At 69.8% G+C, this 14,087-nt stretch carries 16 protein-coding genes; 6 read left to right on the top strand and 10 right to left on the bottom strand.

Annotated features, from left to right (window positions below):
- Positions 1 to 34 precede the first annotated feature (34 nt).
- Positions 35 to 1,081 carry an alcohol dehydrogenase catalytic domain-containing protein gene (locus tag AAD496_RS04885; protein WP_349827530.1) on the bottom strand — a complete coding sequence of 349 codons (1,047 nt, stop codon included), beginning with the start codon at positions 1,079 to 1,081 and terminating at the stop codon, positions 35 to 37.
- 39 nt (positions 1,082 to 1,120) lie between these two features.
- Positions 1,121 to 2,038, bottom strand: a complete 918-nt coding sequence (locus AAD496_RS04890; RefSeq protein ID WP_349827531.1) for an ArgP/LysG family DNA-binding transcriptional regulator — start codon at positions 2,036 to 2,038, stop codon at positions 1,121 to 1,123.
- 167 nt (positions 2,039 to 2,205) lie between these two features.
- On the opposite strand from AAD496_RS04890, the gene AAD496_RS04895 reads away from it, so the two are divergent.
- Positions 2,206 to 3,096 carry a LysE/ArgO family amino acid transporter gene (locus AAD496_RS04895; RefSeq protein WP_349827532.1) on the top strand — a complete coding sequence of 297 codons (891 nt, stop codon included), beginning with the start codon at positions 2,206 to 2,208 and terminating at the stop codon, positions 3,094 to 3,096.
- A 157-nt stretch (positions 3,097 to 3,253) separates the two neighbouring features.
- On the opposite strand, the gene AAD496_RS04900 is transcribed toward AAD496_RS04895, so the two are convergent.
- Entirely contained in the window at positions 3,254 to 4,309 is a 1,056-nt protein-coding gene (locus tag AAD496_RS04900) for an ArgP/LysG family DNA-binding transcriptional regulator (protein WP_349827533.1), read from the bottom strand.
- Between the two features lie 84 nt (positions 4,310 to 4,393).
- Between AAD496_RS04900 and AAD496_RS04905 the strand changes: the two genes are divergently transcribed.
- Positions 4,394 to 5,107 carry a LysE/ArgO family amino acid transporter gene (locus tag AAD496_RS04905; RefSeq protein WP_349827534.1) on the top strand — a complete coding sequence of 238 codons (714 nt, stop codon included), beginning with the start codon at positions 4,394 to 4,396 and terminating at the stop codon, positions 5,105 to 5,107.
- 109 nt (positions 5,108 to 5,216) lie between these two features.
- Here the strand turns inward: AAD496_RS04905 and AAD496_RS04910 are convergent, their stop codons facing one another.
- The 3 genes from AAD496_RS04910 to AAD496_RS04920 all read right to left on the bottom strand — a co-directional run bounded on the left by AAD496_RS04910 (position 5,217) and on the right by AAD496_RS04920 (position 7,267).
- Positions 5,217 to 5,873 (bottom strand): NADPH-dependent F420 reductase, encoded by a 657-nt coding sequence (locus tag AAD496_RS04910; protein WP_349827535.1) that lies wholly within the window; start codon positions 5,871 to 5,873, stop codon positions 5,217 to 5,219.
- Positions 5,870 to 6,898: an LLM class flavin-dependent oxidoreductase gene (locus tag AAD496_RS04915; protein ID WP_349827536.1), complete on the bottom strand. Its 1,029-nt coding sequence runs from the start codon at positions 6,896 to 6,898 to the stop codon at positions 5,870 to 5,872. Before AAD496_RS04915 ends, AAD496_RS04910 begins: the two co-directional genes overlap by 4 nt.
- A gap of 75 nt (positions 6,899 to 6,973) precedes the next feature.
- A complete protein-coding gene (locus AAD496_RS04920) occupies positions 6,974 to 7,267 on the bottom strand; it encodes a hypothetical protein (protein WP_349827537.1) in 294 nt (97 codons plus the stop codon).
- Here AAD496_RS04920 and AAD496_RS04925 point away from each other — a divergent pair.
- A complete protein-coding gene (locus tag AAD496_RS04925; protein ID WP_349827538.1) occupies positions 7,266 to 8,675 on the top strand; it encodes an aminotransferase-like domain-containing protein in 1,410 nt (469 codons plus the stop codon). The genes AAD496_RS04920 and AAD496_RS04925 overlap by 2 nt on opposite strands.
- Positions 8,676 to 8,730: 55 nt before the next feature.
- Positions 8,731 to 8,955, top strand: a complete 225-nt coding sequence (locus AAD496_RS04930; protein ID WP_349827539.1) for a hypothetical protein — start codon at positions 8,731 to 8,733, stop codon at positions 8,953 to 8,955.
- A 57-nt stretch (positions 8,956 to 9,012) separates the two neighbouring features.
- On the opposite strand, the gene AAD496_RS04935 is transcribed toward AAD496_RS04930, so the two are convergent.
- From AAD496_RS04935 to AAD496_RS04950, 4 genes are all read right to left on the bottom strand, one after another.
- On the bottom strand, positions 9,013 to 9,552 hold the full coding sequence (locus tag AAD496_RS04935) for a GNAT family N-acetyltransferase (protein ID WP_349827540.1): 540 nt from the start codon (positions 9,550 to 9,552) through the stop codon (positions 9,013 to 9,015).
- Between the two features lie 59 nt (positions 9,553 to 9,611).
- Positions 9,612 to 9,998, bottom strand: coding sequence for a type II toxin-antitoxin system VapC family toxin (locus AAD496_RS04940; RefSeq protein ID WP_349827541.1), 387 nt, complete (start codon positions 9,996 to 9,998; stop codon positions 9,612 to 9,614).
- Positions 9,995 to 10,273: a type II toxin-antitoxin system Phd/YefM family antitoxin gene (locus AAD496_RS04945; RefSeq protein ID WP_349827542.1), complete on the bottom strand. Its 279-nt coding sequence runs from the start codon at positions 10,271 to 10,273 to the stop codon at positions 9,995 to 9,997. Before AAD496_RS04945 ends, AAD496_RS04940 begins: the two co-directional genes overlap by 4 nt.
- A 327-nt stretch (positions 10,274 to 10,600) precedes the next feature.
- Positions 10,601 to 11,593 (bottom strand): 3-methyladenine DNA glycosylase, encoded by a 993-nt coding sequence (locus AAD496_RS04950; RefSeq protein WP_433913722.1) that lies wholly within the window; start codon positions 11,591 to 11,593, stop codon positions 10,601 to 10,603.
- 57 nt (positions 11,594 to 11,650) lie between these two features.
- Here AAD496_RS04950 and AAD496_RS04955 point away from each other — a divergent pair, with 57 nt between their 5' ends.
- Positions 11,651 to 12,460 (top strand): fumarylacetoacetate hydrolase family protein, encoded by an 810-nt coding sequence (locus AAD496_RS04955; RefSeq protein ID WP_349827543.1) that lies wholly within the window; start codon positions 11,651 to 11,653, stop codon positions 12,458 to 12,460.
- 120 nt (positions 12,461 to 12,580) lie between these two features.
- A complete protein-coding gene (gene gltX, locus AAD496_RS04960; protein ID WP_433913723.1) occupies positions 12,581 to 14,086 on the top strand; it encodes a glutamate--tRNA ligase in 1,506 nt (501 codons plus the stop codon).
- Position 14,087: the final 1 nt, after the last annotated feature.

Here is a 14,087-nt window from a genome sequence, read left to right on the forward strand (position 1 = left end):
CGGTTCAGGACCGGGAATTCACCCCGCGTGCGACTCAGGGTCGGATGATCGTCATGCCCGGCTGCGTGCCCTCGCTCATCGCCGCCAGGGCCGCGGGCGCCTCGTCGAGGGTGATCGAGCGGGCCACCAGGTCCTGCGGGCGCAGTCGCCCGGACACGACGAGGTCGACGAGGTCCGGGTAGTCGGCGGCGGCCATCCCGTGCGAGCCGAGCACCGTGAGCTCCAGCCCGATCACCCGCGGCAGCGCGGTCACCGGCGGGTGCTCGAACAGGCCGATCTGCACGTGCCGACCCAGCGGTTCGAGCGAGAGCAGTGCCGCTTCGAGCGTCTCGGGGCGGCCGAGGGCCTCCAGTGTCACCGCGGGCCCTGCCGTCCCGAACGCCGCCGAGGCGCCCCGCACCCGGGTGGCCACCTCCTCCGGGGCGAGCCCCCGGGCGTTCACGGTGGCGCCGGCCCCGTGGCGACGTGCGAGGTCGAGGGCCGCGTCGTCGATGTCGACCGCGACGATCCGGGCGCCGAGTGCCGCCCCGATCATCACGGCGGACAGGCCGACGCCGCCGCAGCCGAGGACGGCGAGCACCTCGCCGGGTTCCACCCGTGCCCGGTGGGCGAGCCCGCGGTAACTCGTCGCGAACCGGCAGCCCAGGGAGGCGGCCGCCTCGGCCGGGAGGTCTTCGGGCACGGCGACGAGGTTGGCGTCGGCGGCGTGGATCACCACCTGCTCGGCGTAGGAGCCGAAGTGGGTGAAGCCCGGTTGCGTCTGGTCGGGGCAGACCTGCGCGTTGCCGGACGTGCAGAGCCCACAGGTGCCGCACCCGCAGACGAAGGGGGTCGTCACCCGGTCGCCGACGGACCAGCCGGATACCCCGGCTCCGACGGCCGCCACGCGTCCCACGAGCTCGTGGCCCGGGACGTGCGGGAGGGAGACGGTGTCGTCGTGGCCGGCCCAGGCGTGCCAGTCGCTGCGGCACAGGCCGGTCGCCTCGACGTCGATGACGACGCCGCCGACGGGTGCTGTGGGGGAGGGGATGTCACGGACGGTGGGGAGGGAACCGAAGGAGTCCAGGTATACGGCGCGCATGAGGGGAGAATCTACCGGTTCGGGTGGACGGTGTGGGCATCACCCATGCCGCGGCGACAGGACCGAGCGTGCCCGGTCCTGGACGGCGGCGGCGACCGCGTCGAGGGTCGGGGAGTCGACCGCCCACTGGTGCCAGTGCAGGTCGACGTGGAAGGGGCGGGAACCCGGCAGCGGTACGAGGTGGGAGAACGCGGGGTAGGCGTCGAGGATCGACTGCTCGACCATGCCCCAGCCCAGACCGTGTGCGATCGCGGCGACGTACTGGATCGCGTCGGGCACGTAGTGGCGCGGTGGGGTGACGGTCTCGCCGAGCACCCAGGCCGCGTAGTCGAGGGTGTCGGTGTCCTTCTCGTCGAACTGGACGACCGGGGCGCGGCGGGCCGCGTCGAGGGTGAAGCCGGAACCGAACCATCTCCGCACGAAGGCCGGATGCGCCATCGGTAAGTACTCCCAGGTGCCCAGTGGTGTCGCCGTGCACCCCTGGACGGGCTCGGCTCGGGTGCTCACGGCGGCCATGGCGACGCCGCGCTGCAGGAACTCGGTGGTGTGGGACTCGTCCTCGCGGAGGATCTCCAGGAGGAGGTCGTGCTCGATCGCGGTGTCGGCGAGGGTCCCGAGCATCCAGGTGGCCAGGGCGTCCGAGTTCGCCACGAGGGTCACGCGCGCCAGTCCGTGCACGCTCTCCAGGTCGTCGAGGGCGCGGGCTGCGTCGTGGGCGGCGAGTTCGACCTGCCGGGCGAGGCGGTGGACGACCTCACCGGTCGGGGTCGGCCGGACGGGACGGGTGCGTTGCAGCAGTACGGCGCCGACCCGGTGTTCGAGCGCCTTGATCCGCTGCGACACCGCCGAGGCCGTCACGCCCAGTTCAGCCGCCGCGGCCTCGATGGACCCGGCGCCGACGACCTCCGCGAAGGTCCGCAGGCCGGCGGTCGGCAGGTCGTCGAGATGGATGGGCATGTGAGTCCTCTCATACGGTACGCGTGTGCTGCGGTGTCGGAACAGACGAAAGGCCAGGTCAGAGTGCATGTGTCGGGTGATCGTCCCGTTCAATCATAAGGCATTCTCAGGTGATGAAAGATTCCTGCGATTGTCTGTAGGTCTGAACGACTCCTAACTTTGCAGGCATGCACTCCCTCACCATCGCCCTCACCGGATTCGTCGCAGGTCTCGTCCTCTACGCCGCCGTCGGCGCGCAGACCGTGTTCATGCTCCGGCAGGGAGCCCGCGGTGCGCGCATGTTCCCGCTGCTGGTGGTGGCGTTCTTCTCCGATCTCGTCCTCACCCTGCTCGGCATCATGGGCACCGGGGCCCTCATCTCACGCCACCCCGGGTTCGTCACGATCATCACCGTCGTCGGCGTCCTCTTCCTCGTCGGGTACGGCGCCCTGAGCCTCCGCAAGGCCTTCCGCTCCGATCGCGACGCGGACGGTTCCGAGATCCTCGACCTCGACGAGGTCGAGCCGGCCGGATCCGGTGCGACCGCCGGTACCGTCCTCACCGACTCCGCCGCCGCCGAGGCGCCCGCCGCTCGCATCCCCGCCCACGCGGGTGCCCCCGCCGGGGCACAGGCGGGGGCAGGTGCGGCCGCCGTGGGTACGGGTGACGGTGGCGGGCGGGGCGCCTCGGGAGCGGGGGAGGCCGGCGGTGTCGATCCCGTCGGTGCTGATGCCGACGGTGCCGAAGACAGGGAAGCCGCACGGACGGTGCGCGCGCCGTTCATCACGTGGTCGATGGTGCTCACGGTCCTCGGATTCACGTGCCTCAATCCGCAGGCGTACCTCGACGTGGTCGTCGTGCTCGGGTCGATGTCCTCGAACTACGCCGACGCGCTGCGCTGGGTGTTCACCGCCGGCGTGATCGTCTCGCTCGTCGCGTGGCTCGCGATCCTCGGTGTCGCATCGAAGGGGATGGGCAAGCTGCTGCTCAAGTACCCGAAGGCGTGGAGGACGCTCGACCTGATCACGGGCATCCTCATGATCGTCCTCGCCGGAGTCCTCGCCTCGCACCTGCTCTGATCCGCACTCCGGTCTCCAGGCCCGGCGGCTCCTGCAGCTTCACGGTCGTCTGCCGTACTGATGCCCGGCAATCAGACCTGATTGCCGGGCATCAGTACGGCAGACGACATTCACCTCGCCCGTTCCCGCGGCCGACTCTCCCGCCAGTGTCCGGTGCTCAGCGTTCGGGGAACGGGACGAGGGAGGCGTGGGCGCGTTCGAGGACCGCATTCGTGAGGGCGTCGAGGGTCGTCGAGGGCGTGCGGACGATCTGCCAGTACAGCAGGGTCGAGACGGGTTCACCGCCGAGGAGGATCAGACCGTCGACCTCCGTACCGACCGGGGCGTCGAGCAGCGCTGGCGGCAGTTGGTGCGGCATGAGCATCGCCCAACCGATCCCGACGCGAACGGCCTCGACGAGGTCGTGGGTCGACGGGATGTAGTGGGTGGGAAGTGTCGCGGGGTCGAGCCCGCGTTCGCGTAGCCACGCGATCTGCAGTCCGTCCTCCCGGTTGTAATCGAGGCGCGGTGCGAATCCCAGGACCTCGTCGGTGAGGAGGCCGATGTCGTGTCGGGGTGCGGTCCCTGCGCGTTCCGTGGACGGCCCGGCGGTGGAGGGACCGGTGGTGCCGGGTGGGGAGGGCGCCTCGGCGGCGGTTGAGGTGAGGGGCGGGTCGACCCAGCGGTCCCACCAGGCGCGGGAGGCGACCGCGGTGTACGCGAGTTCGCCGAGTGGGGTGACGGTACAGCCGGGTGCGGGGTCCGGGGAGGAGGTCACCGCGGCGACAGCGGTGCCCGCCCGCAGGAGACGCGTCGTCGCCCCCTGGTCCTCGCGCAACAGTTCGATGCGGGCGTGATGGGCGCGGGTGAAGGTCGCGATCGCGTCGATGAACCACGTGGCCATCGAGTCGGCGTTGACGGCGATCGGGAGCGTGGGGGACACCTCGGGGGTGTCGAGTCCCAGTTCGGTGAGGGTCTCGGCTTCGAGGAGCCCGTGCAGGCGCGCGTACCGGACGACCGCGCGTCCCGCCCGGGTGGTGCGGACCGGGTTCGCGCGGACGACGAGGCGCTGACCCAGTTGCTTCTCCAGCAGCTTGATCCGTTGGCTCACCGCCGACGGCGTGATGTGCAGGGCGTCGGCGGCGGCCTCGAAGGTGCCCTCGTCGACGACGGCGGCGAGCGTGGTCGCGAGCGCCGGATCGACGGACGGGGGCGTTGGGTGTGATGTCGGCATGGCGCGAGTCTAATGAAGCAGTGATCATGTTGCGTGAGAATTATTCATTGGTGCTTCATCTCGTGGATCTCTAGTCTCGATCGCGTGACTCCTGAAATCCACGGCCTCATGGCCGGTCTCGCGCTCATCATCGCCATCGGCTCACAGAACGTGTTCGTCCTGCGGCAGGGGCTGCGCCGCGAACACGTGTGGGTGGTCGTCGGCGTGTGTCTGGTCTCCGACGTCGTGCTCATCGCGGCCGGGGCGGCGGGCCTCGGCGCCGTGGTCCGGTCCGCGCCGCTGGTCGTCGAGGTCGCGAAGTGGGGTGGTGCGGCCTTCGTGCTCGTGTACGCGGCGATGGCGGCCCGGCGGGCGATCGTCGGGACCGGGGAGGCGCTGGAGGTGGAGGACGGCAATGGTGACGAGAGGTCGGCACGGTCGAACGAGGCCGGTCTCGATCCGACAGGTGACGGTTCCGGCGCGAACGGCGGCGTCGCCGTGCTCGATCGGAAGCGTGCTGCACGTGCCCGGTCCGGAGCGCTCGCCGTCGCGCTCGCGACCCTCGCCCTCACGTGGCTCAACCCGCACGTCTACCTCGACACCGTCCTGTTGCTCGGGTCGATCGCCGCGACGCACGGGGAGGCCGCGTGGCGGTTCGCGCTCGGAGCGATCCTCGCGAGTGCCGTCTGGTTCGTCGCTCTCGGTTGGGGTGCGCGGTGGCTGGGTCGGTTCCTCGGCTCCCCACGATCCTGGCGGATCCTCGACGGCGTCGTGGCCGTCATGATGATCGGTGTCGCGGTGATGCTGCTCCTGGGGTGAGGCGAGCCGGGCCCGTACGGTGCCCGGACCACGCACTCATCGACGAGGAAGCGCCCACTCGAGTGCGAGGAACTGCCCACTGGACGGTTCCTCGGACTCGAGTGGGCAGTCAGGCGAGGGTGGCGGCGGCCGGTAGGAGCGCGCGGAGTGCGTCGACCGAAAGGTTCGCGCCGAAGGACGGATTCCCGGGCTGCAGGTGGATGCCCGCCGCCAGGCTGTCGAGGACGAGCGGGTCGAACCCCAGGTCGTCGACGACGGACGCCACGCGGGCGAGGGCTGCGGAGTCGTCCCCGGCGATCGCGAGGGCGCGGCGGTCGGGGTCGCCCGCAGGGCGCGCTCCCGCTTCGAGGTCGTGATAGCCCATGTGGTTGAAGCCCTTGACCACCGTCGCCCCGGCCAGATGTTCCTGGACGAGGTGACTCGTCGAGATCCCGGGCCCCGACAAGTCGGGTCGGTCACCGTCGGTCTCGCGCCAGTGGTTCATCGCGTCGACGACGACGTGACCGGTCAGGAGCGTCGGATCGAGTTCGGTGAACCGACCGAGCGGCAGGGCGAGCACGACGAGCTCGGCGCCGTCGAGGACGGTGGTGTCGGACGGGGAGGGCGCCTCGGCGGCCTGGGCCCCGGGGGCGAGTACCTCGACGGTGAGAGCGATCTGGGAGGCGGGGCCGGATCCGGCGATGTGGACCTCGTGTCCGACGGCAAGTGCGAGGCGGGCGAGGACGGTGCCGACCTTGCCGGCGCCGAGAATCGCGATCCGGCTCATGCGAGCATGTCCCGCACGAGCGGGAGGACCTCGGAACCGTAGAGTTCGACGGCGCGGCGGCGGGCCCCGGCGTCGACGGCACCGGCGTTCGCGTAGACCATGTCGAAGCGGCCGACGCCGAGGGTGCGGATGGTCTGCGCCATCTTGCGGGCGACGGTCTCCGGGGATCCGACGTAGAGGGAACCGGACTCCATCTCCTGTTCGAACTCGCGGCGGCCCGCGGGCATCCATCCACGTTCAGCGGCGAGCCGGGAGTGCACCTCGTGGTAGCCGGGCCAGAACGCCTCGACGGCGGCCTCGTCGGTGTCGGCGACGAATCCGGGGGAGTGGATGCCGACGGGATGGGCGGGAGTCCCGAGCTGGTCCGTGGCCCGGCGGTAGAGATCGATGTAGGGCGCGAAACGCTCCGGTGCACCGCCGATGATCGCGAGCATGAGGCCGAACCCGTAGTGGGCGGTGCGGATGACCGACTGCGGAGAACCACCGACGCCCACCCAGGTCTTCAGGTTCCCGGACTCCGTCTTCGGGAAGACGTCCGCGTCCTCCAGGGCGGCGCGGGTCGTGCCGGACCAGGTGACGGGCTCCTCGGTGAGGAGGCGGGAGAAGAGCTCGATCTTCTCGTCGAAGAGGGTCTCGTAGTCGGCGAGGTCGTACCCGAAGAGGGGGAACGACTCGGTGAAGGACCCGCGGCCCAGGATGACCTCGGCCCGGCCGTTCGAGAGGGCGTCGACGGTGGCGAAGCGCTGGAACACGCGCACCGGGTCGTCGGAACTGAGTACGGTGACGCCCGAGGACAGGCGGATGTCCCGGGTGCGGGTGGCGATGCCGGCGAGGACGGTCTCCGGCGTGGAGATCGAGTACTCGGGCCGGTGGTGCTCACCGAGGGTGATGACGTCGACGCCGGTCTCGTCGGCGACGACCGCCTCGTCGAGGGTCGCCCGGATGGACTCCGGATGGGAGTACAGGGTGCCGTCCGCGTGGCGGGGGCGGTCGCCGAAGGTGTCGAGGCCGAACTCGATGGCCATGGGGTCTCCTGGTTCGATCGATGGGGGCGCCGGTGCGCATGCCTGGTTCTCGATCGATTCTAGTTGAAACTTCAATTACATGCGATGGGTGCCGTACCACTCGCCGACCGTGAACCACCCGCGGCCGACGGTGTGCCACAGGTCCGCCGCCGAGGCGCCCTGCAGTGGCCTGCGTTCGTGCGGTGGGCAGGCGAGGTGACCGACGAGCAGATAGAAGCCTGCGATGAGGGCGAGGAGTGTGGTCACGAGGAGTGACTGGTGGACCACCTCGCGGGTCGCGTCGAGAAACGAGTCGGGATGGTTCGCCGGTGTGGGATCCGAGGAGAACGCCTGCGGGGAAGTGGGAGTAACGCTATCGTTGTCCTTCATGACACACGATAGCACCAGGAGGATCGCGGAAGCACTCCGGGAACGGATCGTCGTGGCGGCGCCCGGATCGAAACTGCCGTCCTCGCGCGCGCTGGTCCGCGAGTACGGGGCGAGCCCCGTGACGGTTCAGCGGGCGGTCACCGCGCTCGCCCGCGACGGACTCGTCGAGACCCGTCCCGGGGTCGGCACCTTCGTGCGCGGTGTACGACCGACGCGCTCGGCCGACCAGTCGTGGCAGACGGCGGCGCTCGGGAGGGTGCGCGTCCGTCCCCCCGCGTTGCCCTCGCTCGAACCCCTGGACGCCGAGGGCATCTCCCTCCACTCCGGGTACCCGGCCGCGGACCTCCTGCCGGAGCGTCTGGTCCGGTCGGCTTTCACGCGGGCCTCCCGGGGTACGGAGATCGTCGGTCCCGTCGCTCCGGCGGGGTCGGCCCCGCTCCGGGACTGGTTCGCCGCGGAACTCGCCGCGCAGGTGGCCCCCGGAGTCGCCCCCGTCACCAGGGCTGACGTCCTCATCACTCCGGGCAGCCAGAGCGCCCTCACCGCGATCTTCCGGTCGCTCACCCCGACGGGCGGCACGGTCGTCACGGAATCGCCGACCTACTGGGGAGCGCTGTCGGCAGCGGCCCAGGTCGACGTGCGTGTGCACCCGGTGTCGACCGGTGCGGGCGGGCCGGATCCCGCCGAGGTGGACCGTGCCCTCCGGGAGTCCGGGTCGCGGGTGTTCTACGCGCAGCCGACCTTCTCGAATCCGATGGGGACGACGTGGACGCCCGGCGTACGGGAAGCGGTCCTGGAGGTCGTCCGGGAGCGTGGAGCCTTCCTCGTCGAGGACGACTGGGCCCACGACTTCGCGATCGACCCGGCACCGGCTCCGATCGCCGCCATCGACGACGCCGGACACGTGATCCACGTGCGGTCCCTGACCAAGAGCGTGGCCTCCTCGGTGCGAGTCGCCGGCATCGTCGCCCGCGGTCCCGTCCGCGACCGCATTCTCGGCGACATCGCTGCGGAGTCGATGTACGTGAGTCCGGTGCTCCAGGCGGTCGCCCTCGACGTCGTCACCCGCCCGGCCTGGGCCACGCACCTGCGCCGGGTCCGGACGGATCTCGCGGACCGACGGGACCTGCTGCTCGACGCCGTGCGGACCCACCTTCCCGAGGCGGTCGTCGACTCGGTGCCCGCCGGAGGGCTGCACCTGTGGGTACGACTGCCCGACGGGACGGACCTCGACGCCCTCCGGGGCGCCTGCCGGTTGGACGGTGTGCAGATCTCGGCGGGTGATGCGGCCTTCCCCGCCGAGCCGACGGGCCGGTTCCTGCGCCTCACCTACAGCGCGGCGGCACCGACCCGGTTCCCCGAGGCGGTCCGGACGATCGCACGGCACCTCCGCGCGCAGACCGGGTGAGAGTCCGGGACCGATTCGGTGACGGGCGAGGGGTCCGAGGCGTACATTCGAGAGCATGATCCTCGTCCTGCAGCACATCGGCCTGCTGGGAATGCTCCTGGCGGTGGTCGTGCTGTTCTACTTCTGGGCCGGGCGTTCCGTCTGCCCGCCGGTGGAGAGGGTGCCCGTCGACCGGATGACCCGGACAGACCTGTGGCAGACCCTGCGCCGCGGCTGGTTCGCCGTCGGCCGCTGGATGGACCGCCGTCGACCCCCGGACTGGACCGACGAGAACCGGTGACCGGCCAGGACATGTGACCGGGGTTCCCGTGGGTTGCCGATCGTGTCGGAGAATCGATCAGGTCCCGGGAGCGGTCCCTCGTTCCGGAACGGGGTACTTGAACCCGACGTGGGAGCCGACGAAACCCAGTCGTTCGTAGAAGCGGTGGGCGTCGACCCGCGCGGAATCGGAGGTGAGCTGCACGAGCCCGGCACCGAGCTCGGGTGCCGCCACATCCGTCACCCACCGCATGAATGCGGTCCCGAGTCCCCGGGAGTGGTGTTCACCGGAGAGATGGACCCCCTCGATGAGCAGACGGGTCGTGCCGCGCCGGGTCATCCCGGGGATCAGCGTGAGTTGGAGGGTGCCGATCATCTCACCGGACTCCGTCTCGTCGAGGACGACGAGGTCGTTCCCGGGATCGGCGAGGATCGCGTGGAATGCCGCGCGATAGAGCGGGCCGTTATCCTCGACGTTTCCGTCACCACGCCCGGAACTCACCGGATCGGCACCGAGGAACCCGACGATCGCGTCGATGTCCTCCTCGGCTGCCCGCCGGACGGTCACGTCGACATCGACACCGGGCAGGGGAGTGGGGACCGCGAGAGAGTCGAGCATGCCCTGATCGTGCCATCCATCAGTGCACGCCAAAAGGTCCGAACTCGACCGAAGCGGCTTCAGGCAGAGCAATCATCGATCCATGGATGGCCGAGTCCGAGCAGGACCGGATCAGATGTGAAGAGGTGGCAGCGCTCCGCACGTGCCTGGGCGAGAATCATCCGATCGAACGGATCATGGCGCAGCAGCGTGGGCTCGTCGAGGAGGGTCGCTGAATGGCGGGCTGTGAGCGGTAGCTCGACGAGTCCGTTGTGGTCGAACACGCTCGGAAAAGTGTCGCCACCGGGTAACGGGAGTCGGCCGAACATGTGCTTGATGGAGATCTCGGTGATGGAGACGGACGAATAGAAGGTGCGTTCGCTGGAGATTCGTCGGCGGGCGAGCTCGCCGAGCCGCGGTGAATCCATCGCCAGCCATAGGAGTGCATTCGTGTCGAGCAGGATCACGACACGCTCCTGCACGCCTCGTCGTCCGTGTCGTAGAACATCGCCTGGATCTCCGGGGCCGTGCCGTCGAAGATCTCCGGGTCGTACTGGAAATCCTTGAGGAATCCGAACGTGACCTTCGTGTCCTGGTGCGGGACCAGGTCGACGACAGGGGATCCTGCGCGAGCGATGGTGACTTGTTCGCCGGCGAGCACCTGCTCCACGAGCTTGGAAAGCTGCGACTTGGCCTCGTGCATGTTCACCTGGATGCCATGGTTGCCATGTGCTTCGGACATGGCCTTAGTCTAGTCGGGCCAGTGTGGCTGCGGGAAGGGACGAACAATGTTCCTCGACGTCCGGGTCACTGCTTCTCCAGTCCGCGCAGCCATGTCTCCACGTCGCGGCGGGACCGGAGCCGGACGAGGACGAGGTGTGGGAATCTGCGGGCCACCCGTGCGTCCAGGTCACGGAACCGGTTCCTGTGCGTCCAGGCCCGCCGAGCGAGCGTCGTCTTCCCCGATCCCGCGGGGCCTGCCACCGAGAACCGAGTGACCCCGGGAGGGAGGGGATCGGTGGGGCCCAGAAGTTCCATGCGCCCGATCGTGCCATGGTTCCCGCGAGGCTCAGAACATGTCCGAGAGTTCCGGGACGCGGGCGATCTCGGCGAGCAGGTCACGGCGCAGGTCGTTGCCCCGGTCGGCGAAGTCCCGTTGCCGGCGCACGTACTCCGCCTTCCCCTCCGCGGTCTCGATCGCCACGACTCCGTAGCCCCAGGGCCGCACGTCGTAGGGGGAGGCCTCCATGTCCGTCGCGCGGATCTCGACGGCCAGTTCGAAGGCGCGTCGTACCAGGTGAGAGGGCACGACCGGCCCCAGCTTCATCGCCCACTTGTACAGGTCCATGTTCCCGTGCAGACAGCCCGGCTGTTCCATCGCCGTCATCGTCGCCCGCTCCGGCCGCAGCTCGTTGAGGGGTTCCGCGGCCGGCGTGAAGAACCGGTACGCGTCGAAGTGCGAGCACCCGATCCGGTGCGCCTCGACGACGGCGTCCGTCTCCGCCCGGCTCAGTCGCAGCGGCACCTGCTCGTGGCGGCGCTCGCCCTCGCGGAGCTTGTACACCATCGCCCACTCGTGCAGCCCGAAGCAGTTGAACGTCCCCGGCCGCGCGAGGGTCCGCTGCAACAGGTCGACGACGAACCGTGCACCCTCACCCCGGTCCGCGTACCAGGCCGCGGTGTCGACCTCCGCGTAGCCGTACACCGCGGGGTCCGCTCCACCCCCTGCCACCGCCGCCGAGGCACCCTGCCCTCCGGTGCCCGCCGGTACCTCGGCGTCCGCGGGCGCCTCGGTGGGCGCCGGGACGACGCGGTACCACCGACGATGGAACGCCTCGGCGTCGGCGACGTCGGCGAGGAGGACGCGGCGACCGGCACCCGGGTGCCACTGGGCGATCTTCCCCGGCTTGAACGGGTAGTACGTGAAGAGGAAGTCCTCGACGGGATGCTTCTGCCCGGCGGCGCGTCGTTCCCGGTGAGCGGCGGTGCGGGTGCCGACGAACTCTTCGTGGGACGCGCGCATCCGGTGCCAGTCGGCGGGCGGCAGGTCGATGGAGATCACCGAAGAATGGTACGCACCGAAGATGTGTGTCCGTCGGTCCCCACTAGACTTGGGGCCATGCGCATCGTCCGTTTCGTCCACAAGGACCAGCCCACGTACGGCGTGGTGGAGGGCGACCTCCCCACCGTCAGCGAGACCGGCACCCTCGACACCAGCGGACTGGAGGTCGCGGTCCTCACCTCGGACCCCTTCTTCGGCCCGGCCGAATCCACCGGCGAACGCCTGCCCTTCGACCAGGTGCGCCTCCTCAGCCCCATCATTCCGCGCTCCAAGGTCGTCGGCGTGGGCCGCAACTTCGCCGACCATGCCAAGGAGCTGGGCAACGAGGTCCCACAGACCCCGCTCACCTTCCTCAAGCCGAACACCGCGGTCGTCGGCCCCGGTGACCCCATCCGGTTGCCCGCGGTGAGCGAACACGTGAGCTACGAGGGCGAACTCGCCGTCGTCATCTCCCGTGTCGCCAAGAACGTCCCGGCGGACCAGGCCTACGACCACGTCCTCGGCTACACCATCGGCAACGATGTCACCCTGCGTGACCTCCAGGGCCCGGACAAGCAGTGGTCGCGGGCCAAGGGCTTCGACTCCTCCTGCCCGCTCGGCCCCTGGATCGAGACGGAGCTCGACCCGGACGCCCTGCGCATCCGCAGCTGGGTCGACGGTGAGCTCCGCCAGGACGGGACGACCGAGGACTTCATCTTCGACATCCCGTTCCTCATCGAGTGGATCACCGAGGTCATGACCCTCCTCCCGGGCGACGTCATCCTCACCGGTACCCCCGCGGGCGTCGGCCGGATCGAGGCCGGCAGCCGCGTCGACATCGCGATCGACGGCCTGGGCGTGCTCACGAACCCGGTGATGGACGCCTGAGCGTCCGCGCATCCACATCGGGGTCCGCCGGGAGGGCACTCGTGCACTCCCGGACGGGACGCCTCGGCGGCGTCCGCCCCACACTCCACACACCGCGCGTGCACACGCGCCCGTCACGACATGCAAAGGACACCTCACGTGACCGTCAAAGTCCGTTTCTGCCCGTCTCCCACCGGTACCCCGCACGTGGGCATGGTGCGTACCGCCATGTTCAACTGGGCCTACGCCCGGCACACCGGTGGCCGGTTCGTGTTCCGCATCGAGGACACGGACGCTGCCCGTGACTCCGAGGAGTCCTACGGGCAGATCGTCGAGGCCATGAAGTGGCTGGGTCTCGACTGGGACGAGGGCATCGAGGCCGGCGGCGAGAACGGCCCGTACCGCCAGTCCGAACGCGGTGAGATCTACCAGGAGTGGATCGGCAAGCTGCGCGCGGCCGGGCACCTCTACGAGTCCTTCTCCACCCCGGAGGAGATCCAGGAGCGCCACAAGGCCGCCGGCCGCAACCCGCAGCTCGGGTACGACGGGTTCGACCGGGACCTCACCGAGGAACAGAAGGCCGCCTTCCGTGCCGAGGGCCGCGAGCCGGTGCTGCGCGTGCGCATGCCGGACGAGGACATCACGTGGAACGACGTCGTCCGTGGCGAGGTCACCTTCAAGGCCGGCACCGTCCCGGACTTCGTGGTCGTCCGCGCCAACGGGCAGCCGCTCTACACCCTGGTGAACCCGCTCGACGACGCCCTCATGGGGATCAACACGGTGCTGCGCGGTGAGGACCTGCTGTCCTCGACCCCGCGCCAGATCGTCCTCCACCGGATCTTCGTCGAGATGGGCCTGGAGCCCGCCGTGCCGGAGTTCGGCCACCTGCCCTACGTCATGGGCGAGGGCAACAAGAAGCTGTCCAAGCGGGACCCGGAGTCCAACCTCTTCAACCACCGCGACAACGGTTTCATCCGCGAGGGCCTGCTCAACTACCTCGCACTCCTGGGCTGGTCCATCGGCCCCGACCAGGACGTCTTCACGCCCGAGGAGTTCATCGCGGCCTTCGACGTCCACGACGTCAACCCCAACCCGGCACGCTTCGACCTCAAGAAGGCCCAGGCGATCAACGCGGACCACATCCGCATGCTCGGACTCGAGGACTTCACCGCGCGCATGGTCCCGTACCTGCGTGCGGCCGGGATCCTCGGGGAGGACCTGTCCGCCGACGAGCAGACGGTGCTCGACGCGGCCGCGCCCCTCGTGCAGACCCGGATGAAGACCCTCGGTGAGGCGCCCGAGCTCCTGGCCTTCCTCTTCACCGCCGATGCGGATCTGGAGCTCACGGCCGACGGCCTGAAGACGCTCAAGGACTCCGCACCGGAGGTCCTGTCGGCGTCCCTGGCGGTCCTCGAACCGCTCGATGAGGACTCCTGGGCCACCGAGCCACTGGAGGAGGCGCTCAAGGCGAAGCTCGTCGACGAGATGGGCATCAAGCCACGTCTGGCCTACGGCCCGCTGCGGGTGGGTGTCTCCGGTCGGCGGATCTCGCCGCCGCTCTTCGAGTCGATGGAGATCCTGGGCAAGGAGTCGACGCTGGCGCGCCTGCGCGCACTGCAGTCGCACCTGCAGAACGCGGAGGGTTGAG

It is taken from the genome of Brevibacterium litoralis (assembly GCF_040212315.1).
Classification (GTDB): Bacteria; Actinomycetota; Actinomycetes; order Actinomycetales; family Brevibacteriaceae; genus Brevibacterium; species Brevibacterium litoralis.